Source organism: Duganella caerulea (assembly GCF_040362985.1).
Taxonomy (GTDB): Bacteria; Pseudomonadota; Gammaproteobacteria; order Burkholderiales; family Burkholderiaceae_D; genus Rugamonas; species Rugamonas vulcania.
In genome coordinates this window covers 72277-89356 of sequence record NZ_BPWJ01000001.1, presented here as the reverse complement: position 1 = coordinate 89356, position 17080 = coordinate 72277, and the positions used below count along the sequence as shown (strand labels likewise).

Here is a 17080-nt window from a genome sequence, read left to right as displayed (position 1 = left end):
CCTGCTCCTTAGAACGAGTGGGCCGCGTGCGTGCCCAGGCTCATGATGTATTGAAGGAAAATCTGGTTGTCGGTCACGCCGGGACGGGACTGGTCGCGCGCCAATTGCAGGCGCAGGCGCGAAAATTCGGACGGGCTGTAGTCCACCATGAAGCTGGTGCGCTTGGGATCATAGGCTTGCAGTATCGGCAGGTTGGCCCAGGCCAGCGCGCCGCTGTCGATCAGGCCGATGCGCGGCGAGCCGGACGACAGCCGGTCGTAGCGCAGGCCCGCGCGCCAGGTCGGCATGAACTGGTAGACCCCTTGCAGGTACCAGCCCGACTGCACGCTGCGATAATCGCCGCTGGCCGCCGCGTCGGTATCGACCGCGTAGTTCAGCGTGCCGGTTTCCTTGCGGCGGAAGTACTCGCCCTGCAGCTTGAAGTTGGTGTTGGTCGGGTTGCCGTTCGGCGCCCATTTGTAGATCGCGTCGGCGATCCAGGTGTTGGACTTGCCGCTGAAGTTGTTGGTCAGGCCCTCGTCCTCGTAGGCGCGCTTTTCGGCGGCGGTGTGCAGGTAGGACAGGCCGGCGCGGTAGCTGGACGATGCGCCGATATCGTCGCCGATGTGGGCGAACACGCTGACGGCGCCGGCGCCGTTCTTGTTGCGGTCGTTGCCGGGGAAGGCCGCGCCGCTGCCGGCCTCGGCGCCGATTTCCAGGAACTGGTCGAGCGGCGCCAGCCACTTGGCCTGCACGCCGTCCGGCTTGTACTGGCCGCCGAGGAAGGCCTGGTACGCCAGCGGCGCGTCGACGAAGTCCCAGGTGTGGGCGTGCTGGCCGTTCAGGTAGCCGATGGCCGACAGGAAGCGGCCGGCCTTGATGTTCAGGCCGTTCTCCATCGCGCGCGTCTGGATAAACGCTTCTTCGACGCTGACCTCGTTCTCGCCGCTCAGCGAGAAGGTCAGCTGGCCGGCGAATTGCGGATCGATGTTGGCCGCCATGGTCAGCTCGGATTCGCCCAGGCTGAAGCCACGCTTGCCAGGGCCGACCTCGCCGCCGCTCGGCGCGAAGCCTTGCAGGCGGTACTGGGACGGATCCTGCTTCAGGTTCTGCAGCGTGCCGCCCAGGATCATCGAGATGTTCGGATTGAACAGGTTGCTGGCCGGGTTGACGCCACCGGCGGAGGCCGTCGCGACTGGCGCGGCGGGCGACTCGACGTAGGCCGGCGCGGGGGTGGTCGGCGTCGCGGACGTGGCGAGCGCGGCGGCCGGGGCGCCAGCGCCAGACGTTGCGGGCGAGCCCGCGCCGGCGGCCGGCGCGCCGCCGCTCATCGTGGCGAGCTGCGCCTTGGCTGCGGCGCTGTCCGATTGCGCCTGCTGCAGGCGCTCCTCCATCGCTTGCAGGCGCGCCTCGTAAGCCGCCTTCATTTCGCGAATCTCCGCGCGGATGGCGGCCAGTTCTTTCTGTTCTTTTTTATCCGCGGCATAGGCCTGCGGGGCCGCCACGGCGGCGCTCAGGGCGGCCGCGAGTACGCTGTGTTTCAACATGTGATTTCCTGTGGATAGCTACGATAGACCGCGCCCCTGCTCAAGCGGCAGTGGCGACGGACCAGGGGTGTGCGATCAGGACAGGACGGGCGGCGCTCGTGATCGGAAGCCGCAGACGGTGCGCTGGCAATCGAGCGGCGCCGGCGTGCGGACCACGGCCACCGACGTACTGGCGGCCAGCGGGAAGGAATAGAAATGGGTATCGGCGGCGGAGGCGATCTGCGCGAACGCCAGGCATTGCGCGCAATTGTGATCGAGCCCCAGCTTGGTGATCCTGCTGGCATCCTCATCCTGCTGCGCGGCCTGCACCACGCCGGTCGCGGCCGAAGCGTGCGACAGCGCGTGCGAGTACCCCATCTGCTGGGAGAACACCAGCAGAAGCGACAGCAGCACATAGAAGAAGTTGCGGCGTATGTTCACAAAATACCAACTATCGATACATCAGTGCCGGTATTGTAATGCGAGCCACAGACTTTTAGCGCACTTTTTGTTTTTCGAGGAAGGCGTGCACTTTGGCGGCCGCCAGCTTGTTGATCGCCACCAGCAGCGAGGTGTCGACGCCGGCCAGGCCGTAGGTCGAGCCGATGTGCTTGCCGATATGGATCAGCACCTCGGCCGCCACCTCCGCATCGGACTCGGCCCGGTGGGCCGCGCTTTTGAAGCGGATGCCCAGCTGGTCCGACAGCGTGCCCAGCTTGTAGCTCGGCAGCTTGGGGAACACACGCCGCGACAGCTTCAGCGAACACACCAGCGCCTGGTAGCCTGGCGTCAGGCCCAGCCGGGCCGCCTCGGCGCGCAGGAACTTGTCGTCGAAACTGGCGTTGTGGGCCGACAGCGCATCGCCGCCGATGAAGTCGAGCAGCTCCGGCACCACCCGCGATACCGGCGGCGCGCCATCGACCATGGCCTGCGTGATGCCGGTCAGGCCGGTGATGAAGGACGGTATGCGCACATTGCAGTTAATGAGCGATACATAGCGGTCGACCACCTTGCCGCCGACGATGCGCAACGCCGCCACCTCGGTGATGCGGTCGCCCATGTCGGGCGACAGGCCGGTGGTCTCGAAGTCGAGCATGACGATGGGTTGGTCGAGCATGGTGGTCCTTTAGTTGTCCGAACAGTTAGCCGAACTTGCGCACGGCATCCAGCGCCAGGCCGGCGCCGATGCTGCCGAACAGGTCGCCCTCGACCTTGCGGGCCGACGGCACCAGCGCGCCGATGCGCTCGCGCAGCATGCGCACGCCGCTCGATCCGCCGGTGAAGAACACCGTGTCCACGTCGGCCGGCGCCACGCCGGCGTCGCGCAGCAGGCTCAGCACTGTACTCTCGACCGAGCCGACCAGGTGGCCGATGGCATCGTCGAACTGTTCGCGGCACAGCTCCAGCGTCACGGCCGGCGACAGGCGGTCCAGCTCCAGCGTGACCTTCGGCGCGTCGGACAGCGCGATCTTGCCCTCTTCCGACTTCATCGCCAGCCAATGGCCGGCGCGCTGGTCGATCAGCTTCTGCAGGCGGCCAAGCTTTTCCTGCTCGGCCGAATCGCGCAGCAGGTCCGACAGCTGGGTCCACATCTTCTTGGTATAGGCCTGGTTGATGGTGTGCCAGGTCGCCAGGTTGAAGAAGTAGCTGGACGGCACCTCGCTGTTGTTGCGCAGGCGGCTGCCGTAGCCCAGCAGCGGCATCACGGAAGACAGGCTCAGGTATTTATCGAAGTCGGTACCGCCGATGTGCACGCCGCCGTTGGCCAGGATGTCGTCGCGGCGCTCGGTCTTCTTCGCGCGCTCGGGCGACAGGCGCACCAGCGAAAAGTCCGAGGTACCGCCGCCGATGTCGGCGATCAGCACCAGCTCTTCACGCGTGATCTGCGACTCGTAGTCGAACGCGGCCGCGATCGGCTCGAACTGGAAGGCGATGTCCTTGAAGCCGACGGAACGGGCCACCTCGGCCAGCGTGTCCTCGGCCAGCTGGTCGTTTTCCTTGCTGTCGTCGATGAAGTGCACCGGACGGCCGAACACGGCAGACGTGAACTGGCGCCCGGCCGATTGCTCGGCGCGGCGCTTCACCTCGCCGATGAACTGCGACAGCAAAGTACGGAACGGCAGCGCGCGGCCGCCCACCTCGGTCTGGCCGTCGATCAGGCTGGTGCCGAGCAAACTTTTCATGGAGCGCATCAAACGCCCCTCGTAGCCGGCCAGATATTCGGCCAGCGCCGCACGTCCGAAGGTGACTTCTTCGTCCTCGGCGTTGAAGAAAACCACCGACGGCAAGGTCGTCTTACCCTCTTCCAGTTCCAACATCACCGGATGTCCGGGACGCACCCAGCCCACCGTGGAATTTGACGTGCCAAAATCGACGCCGCAAGCATTGGCCATGTCGACCCTTCACGTGAATAAAGGGGCGTTATTTTAGCAGAAATCCCGCGCCCTCAGGAAAAATTGCAGGGAGGCCACACCTAACTGAATATTTCTTGAAAGAAAAACGATTATTATTGCTTTTGAGTAAGATTTTGATTATGCTGGTTTCACTAATAAATAAGCAAGCCGCAGCCTGCAGGCCAGAGACGATGACCAAAACCAAGCCGACCATCCAAGTCTGCGCGACTGAACACAAAGCCAACATCGCCCGTGAAGCCCGCCGCGTCACCTCGTACGACGTGGCCATTGTGGCCGGCGTGTCGCAATCGGCCGTGTCGCGCTGCTTCAAGCCCGGCGCCAGCGTATCCAAGTCCACCCACGCGCGGGTGATGAAGGCCGCCGCGCTGCTGGACTACATCCCCAACGCCGCCGCCCGCAGCCTGATCACGCGCCGCTCCAACATGGTGGCGGTGCTGATCACCAACAAGTCCAATCTCTACTACCCGGAACTGCTGGCCGAGCTGAGCCAGCATCTGAGCACGCTGGGCAAGCGCGTGCTGCTGTTCCCGCTGGCGCGCGAGGCCGATGTCGACCGCGTTTTGAACGACGTCTGGCAGTTTCAGGTCGACGGCGTGATCGTGGCCGCCCGCATGTCCGACGAACACGTGGCCGAATTCGAACGGCGCGGCATGCCGCTGGTGCTGTTCAACCGCACGCTGCGCAACCAGTCGGTCAACACCGTCACCTGCGACCATCTGGAAGCGGGCCGCACGCTGGTCTCGCGCCTGGCCGCCGCCGGCCACCGCCGCTTCGGCATCATCGGCGGCACCACCGACACCACCGTGGCCGGCGAGCGCCGCCGCGGGGCCTGCGAACGGCTGGCCGAGCTGGGCCTGCCGCCACCGGTCATCGTGCCGGGCGAGTACGACTACGACAGCGGCGCCTCCGGCCTCAAGGCGCTGATCGAGAAAATGGGCGGCGTCCCGGACGTCATCCTGTGCGGCAGCGACGTGATGGCCATCGGCTGCCTAGATTGCGCCCGCCATGAGCTGGGCATCGACGTGCCGGGCCAGTTGTCGGTGGCCGGTTTCGACGCGGTCGAGCCGTCCAACTGGCTGAGCTACAACCTGACCACGCTGCGCCAGCCCATGCCCAAGATGGCCGCCGCCGCCGCCAACCTGCTGTGCGCCGTCATCGACAGCCGCGAAACGCTGGTGGAACGGCGCCTGTTCAGCGCCCAGTTCATCGAAGGCGCCACCGCGCGCCTGCACCCGAAGCCGCCCGCGACGGCGACAGCGACGGCATCCGTCACCGGCACCCGCACGCCGGTCGCTATAATGTAGCGGATGAACGATGCCAATCCTCCCCGCTTCACCCCGCAAGGCCTGATTCCCACACCCGAGCAAACCGCCATCCAGCTGGCGCAGCACAAGGTGGTGCTGGTGGACGCCAACGCCGGCGCCGCCAAGACCACCACGCTGGCGCTGCGCATCGGCGAGGCGCTGGCGCGCAAGCTGGCGCCGGAACAGATCCTGGCGCTGACCTTCACGCCGGAAGCGCGCGACGTCATGCGCCAGCGCCTGCTCGATGTCGGCGTACCGCACACCCTGGCCAGCCGCGTCGCGGTGCTGACCTTCGAGGACTTCGCCGCGTTCCAACTCGACAGCATCGACGGCGACGGCCTGCGGCAATGCGCCGAGGCGCGCCAGCTGAAGGACTACGCGCTGGCCGCGATCGACCGCGTGGCCGAGCGCTACGCCGGCCGCCTGGAAGGCCTCGATCTGCAGACCCACAGCATCGCGCTGGCGCAGTTCCTCGACGTGCAGCTGCAACTGAAAGCGACGATGGCGCTGGCCGCCGACGTCGAATACATGGGCCTTGAGGACATCGCCGAGCAAATGGGCGTGCCGCTGACCGACTACCTGACCACGGTGGAATACGAAACCCTGCGCCTGGACGGCGGCGCCGGCGCGGTGTTCCGCGGCCCGTTCGACGCCACCTACGACCTGGCCTGCAACCTGCAGGCGGGCGCGCGCCTGGCCGAGCACTTCCCCGACTACCGGCTGGTGCTGTGCGACGAGCTGCACGACCTGAACGAGGCGGCCTTCCAGATCCTCGACGCGCTGATCGCCAGGCCGCAGTGCTTCTTCGTCGGCGCCGGCGACAAGGACCAGGTGATCCACGCCAAGCTGGGCGCCAGCGAGGAATATCTGAACCGCCGCTTCGGCCAGAACTATCCCAAACTGGTGCGCTACCCGCTGACCTACACCTACCGCCACGGTCCGCACTTGGCCTACGCGATGGCGGAGTTCAAGCAGAAGCCAGTCGAATCGAGCCTGCCGCTGCACACCGAGATCCGCCACGCCCACTACGACAGCACCGCCGCCTGCGCGCAGCAGGCCGTGGCCGCGATCCGGCTATGGAAGGCCGACGGCCACGCGCTCGACGGCTGCGCCATCCTGATCCGCGACCGCCACCAGTCGATGGCGATCGAGAACGCGCTGATCGAGGCCGACATCGACTACCGCACGCCCGCCATGGCCGGCTACCTGCAGCGCGACGAGATCCTGTTCCTGCGCGGGATGCTGGCGATCGCGCTGAAGGATTTCGGCGCCGTCAAATCGGAACAGGTGCGCACCGCCATCGTCGACGCCATGCTGGCCTTCAGCGAGATGCGCTTCTCGGCGCGGCGCATGGACAACTTCAAAGCTCAGATCATCAAGGACCCGGCGCTGCTGGGAGAACTGTTCCACATCGACGACGAGCAGCGCGACGGCGACGAGCCGAACTACCGCGACGTCGCCAGCCTGGCCACCAAGCAGGCCGTGATCGCAACCATCGCCTGGCTGTCGGAGGTCGATCCGGCCACGCCGGCGGCGGCAGTGCTGACGGAAGTGTGCGAGCGCGTCAAGCTGGTGGCGACCGCGCGCCGCATCTTCGTGCGGCCGTACGAGGCGGGCGTGGTCAACAAATCGGTGGCCGGCCTGCTCGACGCGGCGGCCGCCTCCGGCCACACGCTGGCCGAGTTCTGGGCCGCGCTCAACGCGCGCGAAGCCTTCGTGCGCCGCAAGCGCGACCGCAAGGCGGTGCTGATCGAATGCGTGGCCAACGCCAAGGGCAAGGAGTTCGAGCACGTGATCCTGCCCTTCCTGCAGGCCGACGAATTCCCGCACCCGACCCAGCCCAAAGCCGAGGAGGAAAACCTGTTCTACGTCGGCGCCACCCGCGCCCGCGCGCGCCTGACGCTGCTCTCGCCGGCCGAAGTCGCGCTGCGCAGCGGCTTCATCGCGCAGATGCGCCTGCAGAAATCGGCGGCGGCGGCCGAGGCGGCCATCACCCGCAACCAGGCCAGGCCGGCCGCGCCGCTGGCCGCCCCGGCCGCGCGCCAGTACCTGACCGCCACCTATCAGGAGAAGGACCAGGTCAAGGCGCTGGGCGCCCAGTTCGACATCACGCGCCGGGCCTGGTACGTGGAAGCGGGCAAGGATTTGACCCCTTTCTCGTCTTGGATAAAAAAATAATGCAGCAAGCCAATACTTCTGAGGGAAACCCTTATATAATGTCGCTCGCGGCTGGTGTCCAAGCCTCACACCCCATGCAAGTCCAAAACAATTGAACTATTTCGGGAGTATTCCATGAAAGCACAACAAAAAATCCTGCTGGCATCCTGCGCACTGGCTGTTCTGAGCGCTTGCAGCACCCCAGCACCAGTCGTCGCTCCAGCACCGGCTCCAGAGCCAGTCAAAGCCGCGCCGGCACCAGCACCAGCTCCAGTGGCCGCGCCAGTCGCCGCGTCCCTGCCAGCCTACCTGGATCCAAACAGCTCGATCTACAAGAACCGCAGCGTGTTCTTCGACTTCGACAAGTACAACGTCAAGCCTGAGTTCAACGCCCTGGTCGCCGACCACGGCAAGTTCCTGTCGTCGAACCCTAACGTCTCCGTCAAAGTCGAAGGCAACACCGACGAACGCGGTGGCGCAGAGTACAACCTGGCCCTGGGCCAGCGCCGCGCGCAAGCCGTGATCACCGCCCTGAAAGTACAAGGCGCGAAAGACGGCCAGATGGAAGCCATCAGCTACGGTAAAGAAAAAGCCTCCGGCAAGGACGACGCCACCCGCGCCCAGAACCGCCGCGCAGACATCGTCTACCCAAGCAAGTAAGCATCCCCTTCAACGCCCGGCCGCAAGCCGGGCGTTTTTTATTTGGGCGTCCGGTTTCAACATATGCAGACCAAGCACAATATCCGCCGCGCTTTCCGCAAGGAGTTCAGCGACTGGCGCGTCTGGGGCTCACGCAGCCTGGTGGTGGCGTTCGCCGCCCTCGCCGGCCTGGTGGTGGTCGGCTTTACCTGGCTGTCCGAGCACGCCTTCGAACAATTCCTGGCGCTGTGCGCGCTGTACTGGTGGGCGCCCCTGCTGTGGACACCGCTGGCCACCGCCGCCATCGTCTGGCTGACGCGCCGCTACGTGCCCGGCGCCGCCGGTTCCGGCATCCCGCAGGTGATGGCGGGACTGGAACCCAGCGTCGCCAGCCACCAACTGGGTTTATTCGTTTCGCTCAAACTCAGCGCCGCCAAATTGGTGCTGACCGCCGCCGGCTTCCTGGCCGGCCTGTCGCTGGGCCGCGAGGGGCCATCGGTGCAGGTCGCGGCCGGCGTCATGCTGGCCGCGCGCCGCTGGCTGCCGGAGCGCAGCGCCGTCACCGCCCACGGGCTGCTGGTGGCGGGCGGCGCGGCCGGCATCGCGGCCGCCTTCAACACGCCGCTGGCCGGCGTCATGTTCGCCATCGAGGAATTGTCGCGCACACCCGAGCAGCGCAGCAGCGGCCTGCTGATGGCCGCCATCGTGCTGGCCGGCCTGATGGCGGTTTCGGTCAACGGCAACGCCACCTACTTCGGCATGATCCACGCCGCCGGCATCGACCTGTCGCTGGTGATGCCAGGCCTGCTGGTGACGCTGCTGAGCGGCCTGGCGGGCGGCCTGTTTTCGCGCCTGCTGCTGGCGTCCCTGAGCGGAACCTCGCCGGACTGGTTCAGCCGGATGCGGCTGCGTTGGCCGGTGATCTTCGCCGCCGGCTGCGGCTTGGCCATCGCCGGCATCGGCCTGCTGTCGGGCGGCACCGTCAACGGCAGCGGCTACAGCCACACGCGGGCGATGATCGACGGCTCCGGCCACAGCCCCGCCATCTTTTTCTTCTTCAAATTCGTCGCCACGTGGCTGACCGCGTGGTCCGGCGTACCGGCCGGGATCTTCGCGCCCTCGCTGGCGATCGGCGCGGCGCTCGGCAACGACGTCGCCCAGTTACTCGCCTATCCCCAGGCCAGCGCCCTGATCGCGCTGGGCATGGTGGGCTTCCTGGCCGCGGCGACCCAGGCGCCGCTGACCTCCTTCATCATCGTGATGGAGATGGTGGACGGCCACGCGATGGTGCTTAGCCTGATGGCCTGCGCCATGATGGCGCGCACCGTGGCGCGCGTACTCAGTCCACCGCTGTACCCGACCCTGGCGCAGGCGCAGATGCTGCGTCTTCCTGCGGCGCACTCTCCCTAATGGGGGCTGCGCGGCGGGCCGCGCTTGGTTATGCTGGCGTTTTCCATTCACCCTCAACTCCGCTGAAGGAACGCCATGAAGAACCTCACCACCGCAGCCGGCGCGCCGGTCGTCGACAATCAAAACATCCAGACCGCCGGCCCGCGCGGCCCGGCCCTGCTGCAGGACGTATGGCATCTTGAAAAGCTGGCCCACTTCGCGCGCGAGGTCATCCCGGAACGCCGCATGCACGCCAAGGGCTCGGGCGCCTTCGGCACCTTCACCGTCACCCACGACATCAGCCAGTACACGCGCGCGGCGCTGTTCTCCGAGGTCGGCAAGAAGACCGACATCTTCATGCGCTTCTCCACCGTGGCCGGCGAGCGTGGCGCGGCCGACGCGGAACGCGATATCCGCGGCTTCGCCGTCAAGTTCTACACCGAGCAAGGCAACTGGGACGTGGTCGGCAACAACACGCCGGTGTTCTTCTTCCGCGATCCGCTCAAGTTCCCGGACCTGAACCACGCCGTCAAGCGCGATCCGAAAACCAATCTGCGCAGCGCCGAAAACAACTGGGACTTCTGGACCCTGCTGCCGGAAGCCCTGCACCAGATCACCATCGTCATGAGCGATCGCGGCATCCCGAAAGGCTACCGCCACATGCACGGTTTCGGCAGCCACACCTTCAGCTTCATCAGCCCGAAGAACGAGCGCTTCTGGGTCAAGTTCCACTTCGTCTGCCAGCAGGGCATCGAGAACTTCAGCGACGCCGAGGCGGCTGAAGTGGTGGGCCGCGACCGCGAAAGCTCGCAGCGCGACCTGTTCGACGCCATCGAGAACAAGGACTTCCCGCGCTGGAAGCTGGCGGTGCAGATCATGCCGGAAGCCGAAGCCTCCAAGGTGCCGTACAACCCGTTCGACCTGACCAGGGTCTGGCCGCACAAAGACTATCCGCTGATCGACGTCGGCGTGCTGGAACTGAACCGCAATCCGGAGAACTACTTCGCGGAGGTCGAGCAGTCGGCCTTCTCGCCGGCCAACGTGGTCCCCGGCATCAGCTTCTCGCCGGACCGCATGCTGCAATCGCGCCTGTTCTCGTATGGCGACGCGGCCCGCTACCGCCTGGGCGTGAACCATCACGCGATTCCGGTCAACGCGCCGAAATGCCCGTTCCACAGCTACCACCGCGACGGCGCCATGCGCACCGACGGCAACCACGGCGCCAGCACCTCGTATGAACCGAACAGCCACGGCGAATGGCAGCAGCAGCCGCAGTTCGCCGAACCGCCGCTGTCGCTGGAGGGCGCGGCCGGCCACTGGGATCATCGCGTCGACACCGACTACTACTCGCAGCCGGGCAATCTGTTCCGCCTCCTGACGGCCGAGAAGAAGCAACTGCTGTTCGAGAACACGGCGCGCGCCATCCACGGCGTATCGAAGGCGATCCAGCAACGGCACATCGATCACTGCACGAAGGCCGATCCGGCCTACGGCGCGGGCGTGATGGCCGCGATCAGCGCCCTCGAAGGTAAATAAATCAATCTTGCGCAAATAATAAACATCGGTAAAATGGGGCACCTTGTCGCCCCGTTTTCCGATGCCCTCCCTTTTTCTTCGCCTTGTCCTCAGCGCCCTGTTGCTTTGCCCCTGCGCCGCGCACGCGCAAGCAGTCGCCTGGCTGTGGGATGAAGCCCTGCTGCCGTCGTGGTCCACCACCGAGGCAGCGGTCCTGCAACGCCATATCCTGCTGACCGGCGACGCCGTGCGCACGCGTCCGCGCATGCGCCAGCCCGCGATGCCCGCCGCCACGCGGGTCACGCCGGTGCTGCATGTCGAAGTCAGCACCGTCAATCCGCCACTGGATATTGAAGCCAGCCGCGCGATCATCGTGCACGCGCTGCTCGACGCGGCCGCCGACAGCACCTCCGGCTGGGTGCAGCTGGACATGGAAGCCAAGCCGTCGCAGCGCGAGTTCTATCGCTCGCTGGTGCGGCAGCTGCGCGGCGCGCTGCCGCCGCAGATCAAATTGAGCGTGACCGCGCTGGCCTGGTGGTGCCGCTCGCCGGCCTGGCTGGACGGACTGGCCGCCGACGAAGTGGTGCCGATGTTCTTCCGCATGGGCCGGGACAGCGCCACCATGCGCGACATCGTCGAACAATCGCCCGCCACGCTGCACGCCAGCTGCCGCGCGGGCAGCGCCGGCTTCTCGCCGCAAGAACCCTTCGCGCCGCAAGTGACGGCGCGCTATCGCAAAACCTACTGGTTCGACCGCTACGCGTGGAAGCGCGACGGTGCGGACCTGCCGCCGCTTTCAAGGAGCTCGCCATGATCCACTCTCTTCGTCCACTCGTCATCGCCTCGGCGCTGCTGGCCTGCGCCCACGCCGCCGCCAGCAGTGGCGGCCCGTGGGATCCCTACGTCAGCCGCAGCGCGCCGGATATCGCGCTGAACCGCTATCAGTCCGGCGAACTGGGCGTGCTGCTGCCCAGCTACGACCGCATGTACCTGTACACCGCCTGGCGCACCGTGCAACTGGGCGCCGACGGCTTGAAGTCCGTGCCCAATCCGCAGGGCGGCCTGCTGCGCGCCATCGGCAGCCGCAACGGCGGCTGGGTCGATGCGACCGAGGGCAAGAAGGTCTATGGCGCCTGGCTGGCCGCCGTCGGCGCCGCGTTGAAGCAGGCGCCCGTCGCGCCCAAGGCCGATGACAGCATGGCCAATGGCTACCTGAATTGTCCGCTCGGCGGCTACACCTTCGCCACGTCCACGCTGAACGACCTGGCGCGCCGTCCCGATGCGACGCCGGCGCGGCTCAACGCGTGGGTGGCGACGCAGCGGCAGGTCTTCAAATTCTGCGGCGACGATGTGGACGCGCCACGCAACCGCTTCGATGAAACCAAACGCGTGATCCCCGCGCCCGCCGAGCTGCCCGCAACGGAAGCGCTGTACTGGCGCCAGGTGCAGCAATATCAGCTGGCCTCCGCCGCCTTCTATGGCGAGAACTACGCCTTGAGCACCAGCCTGTACGCCAAGATCGGTGCCACCGACAAGCACCCGCTGCGCCAGTGGGGCGAGTATCTGAGCCTGCGCTCGCAAGCGCGCGCCGCCACGTATGTCCCGGGCCCGAACGCCGACCAGGCGGCGTGGCAGGAGCGGCTCGACGCCAAGCGCGAAAGTCCGGCCGCCGCGGCGGCACGCCTGGCGGCGGCGCAGAAGAAGCTGGCGGCGATACAGGCCAGCGCCGATCATATCCTCGCCAATCCTGAGCTGGCGTCGCTGCATGAGGCCACCCGCGCCATCGTGCGCAGCATGCAGGTGCGACTCACGCCAACGCTGCGCTTCGCGGAGCTGAGCAAGCTGCTGGACGATCCGCGCGCCAATCCGTACCAGGACGATCACCTGGGCGACTGGCGCGTGCTGGCCAACGACCTGCTGCAGCCGCCCGGTGCCGACCAACCCGACAACCGCCCCGCCCTGCGCGCCAGCGCCGGTTTCATCGACTGGCTGCAGACCCTCCAGCAATGCGAGGAATACAACGCCAAGCGCAGCTGCGCGGTGGAGCGCGCGCACGCGGTCGACCTGTGGAACCGCTACGCCAAGGAAGGCAACAAGGCGCAGGCGCGCGTGTGGCTGCTGGCCGCCGTCATGCTGTCCGAGAAGCTGACGCCGGAACTGGAAAAGGCCGCGCAGCAGGTGGCGTCCGGCACGCCCGAATACCTGACCATGCGCCACGCGCTGGCCCGCCACTACCGCTTGAGCAGCCAGGCCGACAAGGCGCGCGCCGTGGGCGATGCGGCGTTGACAGGCCCCGCGCTGGCGGCCAGCAATTCGAGCAGCGCGCGCAACCAGTTCCTGCAGGAGCGCTTCGCGGTGGCGTTGTCGCCGGCGGACGCCGCCAACTATCTGCTGCGCACGGCCAGCCGCGATCTCGATCCCGACACCGGCGAGCAGGCCAAGGCCAGAGAGGACGGCGGCGCCGACAAGGTCCGCGTGGACATCGCGGCGGACGGCACGCGATGGCTGAACAGCGGCCTGTCGGTGGCCGACCTGTCGGCGCTGGCCGCGAACGCCAATCTGTCCAAGCCGATACGGACGCAGATCGCCGTGGCCGCGTGGATGCGCTCCGACCTGCTGGGACAGGACGACGCGGCGTTGAACGCGGCCCGGCAGATCGAGCAGACCGCGCCGGCACTGGCGCCGGTCATGGAGAAGTACCGCAAACTGGCGGGCACGCCGGAGCACCGCTACTGGATGCTGCTGAACGCCTTGAAGTATGGCCTGTCGCCGATGTACAGCGGCGCCACCGCGGAGATCAAGGTGCGCGCCCCGGACGAGACGCTGGCCGACTTGTGGTGCAAGCTGCCCGCCAAGCCCGGCGCCAGCTACGGCGAGAACACCGACGCCGAACACACGCTGCCGATGCCGGAGCTGGGCAACAGCGCCGCGCGCAACCAGGAGCTGGCGCAGCTCGCCGGCCTGAAGACGGCCACCGGCTACATCGGCGACTACGTCATGCAGCGCGCGACCGCCGTGCCGGCGGACCCGGAGCTGCCATGGCTGCTGTACGTGACGGTGCAGTCGACACGCGGCGGCTGCCTGGACGCCGACGCCAAGACGCTGTCGAAGAGCGCGTTCACCCTGCTGCACAAGCGCTACAAGAACAATGAATGGGCACGCAAGACACCGTATTTCTATTGAGTGGCATCAAACGCGGGAAGCGGCATAGGATTAGCCTGACGACTCTGGAGGTGCGACATGCAGACCCTGCTCCAAACCCGCGATCACCCGAGCTATGACGACGATCTGGCGCTATGGATAGACGCACAAATCCACCTGCTGCTGGATCACAGGTTCTCCGAACTGGATGTGGACAACCTGGTCGCGGAGCTCCATGGCATGAAAAAGAGAGAAACCAGAGCGCTGAAAAATCGGTTGAGGGTGTTGATCATGCACCTGCTCAAATGCCAGTTTCAGCCGGAACATCCGCAAAACAAGTGGCGCGCCACGCTCATCGAGCAACGCGCCCGCCTGGCACAGTTGTTGGATGACAGCCCGAGCATGCGCCCCGCATTGCCGGAATATGTCTACGAAAGCTATGATGTGGCCGTCAGAATGGCCGTCGCCGAAACCGGGCTGCCGCCCGGAGCCTTCCCGGCCGCAAATCCCTACTCCATCGAACAGATCCTGGATCAAGACTTCATGCCCTAGCGGACGTAGTGATGTAAAAACGCAACACAATCTGTCTTTTTGGCATCTAAATCCAGATTCCCATCGTCTTGGGTGAACTGGCGCACATTCAATTCCCGGCGGGCGGGGCAAAATAGGGCCGCATACTAATTAACCCTTGCCAGTCTCGCCGCCACCATGACTACTCTGATATCTGCCACCTACGCCCTGCACAGACAGAAAATCGCCGTGGAACGAACGCTGTGTGCGCGTTCGGCGGAAGAATCCCAGCTGGCGGCCCGGTGGGCCGGCGCCTGGCACAAGCTGGTCCAGCGCAAACTGGACCAGGCGGAGGCCATGTCGGCCGCGCCATTCCTGAACTACACCGGCTTCAGCGTGCAGCCCCCGCAGCGGGTGCTGCACTAACCTCTCCTCAGAACCTGGCGCGCAGCTGCACGTAGGCCATGCGCGGCGCGCCCACCATGCGGCCGGCGTTGCCGTCGACGTTGCGGGTGTAATAGCGATGGTCGGCGATGTTGTTGACGCCGGCCATCACCTCATAGCCCGGCTTGCCCGGCATCTTCCACGTCAATTGCGCGTTCCACAGACGGAAGCCCGGCACGACGCCGTTGCTGCCGTTGGTCGCCTCAGCCACCGTGTTGGCGGTGTCCGAATACTGCTTGCTTTGATGCGTGGTCGACAGGTTGGCGGTCCATGCGCCAAGGCTGTAGCGCGCTCCCAGCGTGTCCGTGTTGCGCGAGTAGAACGGCACATCCATCCCCGACGATACGCCCGAATCCTGGATCGCCTTGGTGTAGGTGTAGTTCGCGTAGACGTTCAGGCCGGCCAGCGCGCCGGCGTCGTCGAAGGTGTAGTCGGCCGCCGTTTCGATGCCGTCGTGATTGGTGGCGCCGATGTTGCGGAACACGGCCGGCACGGTGCCGGGCACCTGCAGGATCTGGTTGTCGAACTTCAGCTTGAAGGCGGTGATTTCGGCGCTGGCCGCGCCGGTCTTCCAGCGCGCGCCCAGTTCGGCGGTCTTCGCCAGCTCCGGCTTGAGCGGATTGGCCGGGGTCTGCGAATTGAGCTGGGTGTTCTGCACCGGGCCGAACGAGGTGGTGTAGTTGGCGAACACGGTCAGCGAACGGTTCAGCAGATAGGCCACGTTCAGCGACGGCAGCGCCTTGTTGTTGTCGCTCTCGAACACCGACTTGGCGCTGAGGTCGTTGCGCTCGGACGAGATGTGCTCGTAGCGCAGGCCCGGCGTGATGCGCCATGCGCCCACGGCGATGCGGTCGTCCACGTAGACTGCGTGCGCGTCGGTGCTGTTGGTGAAGGTCGAGGTCGCGCCCCTGGCGCCGGTGGACACGGTCTGGACGTAGTTGTTGTCGTCGCCCCGCTCGCGCAGGAAGCGGTAGCCGACCGTGACGTCGTGCGTCAGCCCGCCGGTGGCGAAGCGCTGCGTGTAGCGCGGCTCCAGGCCCAGCACCTCGTAATTGCGCGGCTGCCAGGTCAGCTGGGTCTTGGCCGCGTTGATCAGCGAGCTTTGACGGAAGCTGTCGCTGTAGTAGGCCTTGACCTCGAACTCCTGCGTGGCCGACAAGGTGTTCAGGTAGCCGATGTCCGCGCTGCGGCGGTCGCCGCTCCAGAAGTCGGTCGGCCGCGTGTTCTGGAACGGATCGGCGTTGTACTGCGCCACCGTCAGCCCGCCCGGCGTGCGCGAGTTGACCTCGTAGTAGGACAGCTTGGCGTTCAATTCGCTGTGCGGCGTCAGATGGTAGCGGAATTTCAGCGCCAGGTCGTTGACCTTTTCATTGCTGCCCGCGCGCCATTCGCTGCCGGCCATGCCCGAGTACAGCACCGCCACGCCCAGGCCATTGTCCTGCTGGGTGCCGACGAAGGCGCTGTACTGGCGGTTCTGGCCGCCATGGCCGAAGTCGTTGTAGCGGAACGAGGCGTCGCCACTCACGCCCGGCGCATCCGGAATGGAACGGCTGCGGAAGTTGATGATGCCGCCGACGTTCTGCGGGCCGTAGCGCACCGCGCCGCCGCCGCGCACCACGTCGATCGATTCGATGTTGTTGAGGCTGACCGGCGCGAACGACAGGTGCGGCTGGCCATACGGCGCGACCGCCAGCGGTATCCCGTCCAGCAGCACGGTCGAGCGTGGCGAGTAGCGCCCGGTCAGGCCGCGCACGCCGATGTTGAGCGAGATCGCGCTGCCGGCCGAGCCGGAATTGTCGGTGGACTGCACGCCCGGAATGCGGCGCATCACGTCGCCGATGTCGGCGGCGCCGGTGTTGTCGATGTCTTCCTTCTTCATCACGGTGCGGGCGCCGGCAAAGTTCTTGACGCTGTTCTGCAGGCCCGAGCCGAGCCAGCTGCCGGAGACCTGGATCGATTCGATCGGCCCGGCGGCTTCCTGCGCATGGAGGGGAACCGCCAGCAAGGCGACGGCGACGGCAATAAGGGATCGTTGGTATGGAATGGCGGTCAGCGGCATGGT

General features: G+C 66.3%; 14 protein-coding genes. 9 read left to right on the top strand and 5 right to left on the bottom strand.

All coding sequences use genetic code 11. The features are described 5' to 3' along the window. Positions 1-8: 8 nt before the first annotated feature. From ACUJB0_RS00380 to ACUJB0_RS00365, 4 genes are all read right to left on the bottom strand, one after another. Positions 9-1526, bottom strand: coding sequence for a hypothetical protein (locus ACUJB0_RS00380; RefSeq protein WP_444843459.1), 1518 nt, complete (start codon positions 1524-1526; stop codon positions 9-11). A gap of 75 nt (positions 1527-1601) precedes the next feature. Beyond that, complete coding sequence (locus ACUJB0_RS00375; RefSeq protein ID WP_444843458.1) at positions 1602-1946, bottom strand: DUF2946 family protein; 345 nt, start codon at positions 1944-1946, stop codon at positions 1602-1604. Between the two features lie 55 nt (positions 1947-2001). Next, positions 2002-2622, bottom strand: a complete 621-nt coding sequence (locus tag ACUJB0_RS00370; RefSeq protein WP_117010486.1) for a 3'-5' exonuclease — start codon at positions 2620-2622, stop codon at positions 2002-2004. A 25-nt stretch (positions 2623-2647) separates the two neighbouring features. Continuing rightward, complete coding sequence (locus ACUJB0_RS00365; protein WP_161086343.1) at positions 2648-3898, bottom strand: Hsp70 family protein; 1251 nt, start codon at positions 3896-3898, stop codon at positions 2648-2650. A gap of 191 nt (positions 3899-4089) precedes the next feature. Here ACUJB0_RS00365 and ACUJB0_RS00360 point away from each other — a divergent pair, with 191 nt between their 5' ends. The 9 genes from ACUJB0_RS00360 to ACUJB0_RS00320 all read left to right on the top strand — a co-directional run bounded on the left by ACUJB0_RS00360 (position 4090) and on the right by ACUJB0_RS00320 (position 15000). Then, positions 4090-5223, top strand: coding sequence for a LacI family DNA-binding transcriptional regulator (locus tag ACUJB0_RS00360; protein ID WP_444843457.1), 1134 nt, complete (start codon positions 4090-4092; stop codon positions 5221-5223). A gap of 3 nt (positions 5224-5226) precedes the next feature. Then, on the top strand, positions 5227-7401 hold the full coding sequence (locus tag ACUJB0_RS00355; RefSeq protein ID WP_444843456.1) for an ATP-dependent helicase: 2175 nt from the start codon (positions 5227-5229) through the stop codon (positions 7399-7401). Between the two features lie 114 nt (positions 7402-7515). After that, the gene (locus tag ACUJB0_RS00350; protein ID WP_444843455.1) at positions 7516-8040 is read left to right on the top strand and encodes an OmpA family protein; all 525 of its coding nucleotides are present in this window, start codon (positions 7516-7518) and stop codon (positions 8038-8040) included. Positions 8041-8103: 63 nt separating this feature from the next. Next, on the top strand, positions 8104-9429 hold the full coding sequence (locus ACUJB0_RS00345; protein WP_444843454.1) for a chloride channel protein: 1326 nt from the start codon (positions 8104-8106) through the stop codon (positions 9427-9429). 75 nt (positions 9430-9504) lie between these two features. Beyond that, positions 9505-10944, top strand: coding sequence for a catalase (locus tag ACUJB0_RS00340; RefSeq protein ID WP_444843453.1), 1440 nt, complete (start codon positions 9505-9507; stop codon positions 10942-10944). Between the two features lie 100 nt (positions 10945-11044). Beyond that, positions 11045-11737 carry a hypothetical protein gene (locus ACUJB0_RS00335; protein WP_444843452.1) on the top strand — a complete coding sequence of 231 codons (693 nt, stop codon included), beginning with the start codon at positions 11045-11047 and terminating at the stop codon, positions 11735-11737. After that, on the top strand, positions 11734-14106 hold the full coding sequence (locus ACUJB0_RS00330; protein ID WP_444843451.1) for a hypothetical protein: 2373 nt from the start codon (positions 11734-11736) through the stop codon (positions 14104-14106). Before ACUJB0_RS00335 ends, ACUJB0_RS00330 begins: the two co-directional genes overlap by 4 nt. A 57-nt stretch (positions 14107-14163) precedes the next feature. Continuing rightward, positions 14164-14616 carry a DUF29 domain-containing protein gene (locus ACUJB0_RS00325; protein WP_444843450.1) on the top strand — a complete coding sequence of 151 codons (453 nt, stop codon included), beginning with the start codon at positions 14164-14166 and terminating at the stop codon, positions 14614-14616. Between the two features lie 156 nt (positions 14617-14772). After that, the gene (locus ACUJB0_RS00320) at positions 14773-15000 is read left to right on the top strand and encodes a hypothetical protein (RefSeq protein WP_444843449.1); all 228 of its coding nucleotides are present in this window, start codon (positions 14773-14775) and stop codon (positions 14998-15000) included. A 7-nt stretch (positions 15001-15007) separates the two neighbouring features. On the opposite strand, the gene ACUJB0_RS00315 is transcribed toward ACUJB0_RS00320, so the two are convergent. Further along, a complete protein-coding gene (locus ACUJB0_RS00315; protein ID WP_444844218.1) occupies positions 15008-17077 on the bottom strand; it encodes a TonB-dependent receptor family protein in 2070 nt (689 codons plus the stop codon). Between the last annotated feature and the right edge of the window lie 3 nt (positions 17078-17080).

Excerpts from the sequence above, each read along its gene's own strand:
- ACUJB0_RS00360 (WP_444843457.1), top strand. The coding sequence starts at position 4,090 with ATGACCAAAACCAAGCCGACCATCCAAGTCTGCGCGACTGAACACAAA.
- ACUJB0_RS00320 (WP_444843449.1), top strand. The coding sequence starts at position 14,773 with ATGACTACTCTGATATCTGCCACCTACGCCCTGCACAGACAGAAAATC.
- ACUJB0_RS00325 (WP_444843450.1), top strand. The coding sequence starts at position 14,164 with ATGCAGACCCTGCTCCAAACCCGCGATCACCCGAGCTATGACGACGAT.
- ACUJB0_RS00350 (WP_444843455.1), top strand. The coding sequence starts at position 7,516 with ATGAAAGCACAACAAAAAATCCTGCTGGCATCCTGCGCACTGGCTGTT.
- ACUJB0_RS00315 (WP_444844218.1), bottom strand. The coding sequence starts at position 17,077 with ATGCCGCTGACCGCCATTCCATACCAACGATCCCTTATTGCCGTCGCC.
- ACUJB0_RS00380 (WP_444843459.1), bottom strand. The coding sequence starts at position 1,526 with ATGTTGAAACACAGCGTACTCGCGGCCGCCCTGAGCGCCGCCGTGGCG.
- ACUJB0_RS00340 (WP_444843453.1), top strand. The coding sequence starts at position 9,505 with ATGAAGAACCTCACCACCGCAGCCGGCGCGCCGGTCGTCGACAATCAA.
- ACUJB0_RS00330 (WP_444843451.1), top strand. The coding sequence starts at position 11,734 with ATGATCCACTCTCTTCGTCCACTCGTCATCGCCTCGGCGCTGCTGGCC.
- ACUJB0_RS00355 (WP_444843456.1), top strand. The coding sequence starts at position 5,227 with ATGAACGATGCCAATCCTCCCCGCTTCACCCCGCAAGGCCTGATTCCC.
- ACUJB0_RS00365 (WP_161086343.1), bottom strand. The coding sequence starts at position 3,898 with ATGGCCAATGCTTGCGGCGTCGATTTTGGCACGTCAAATTCCACGGTG.
- ACUJB0_RS00345 (WP_444843454.1), top strand. The coding sequence starts at position 8,104 with ATGCAGACCAAGCACAATATCCGCCGCGCTTTCCGCAAGGAGTTCAGC.
- ACUJB0_RS00370 (WP_117010486.1), bottom strand. The coding sequence starts at position 2,622 with ATGCTCGACCAACCCATCGTCATGCTCGACTTCGAGACCACCGGCCTG.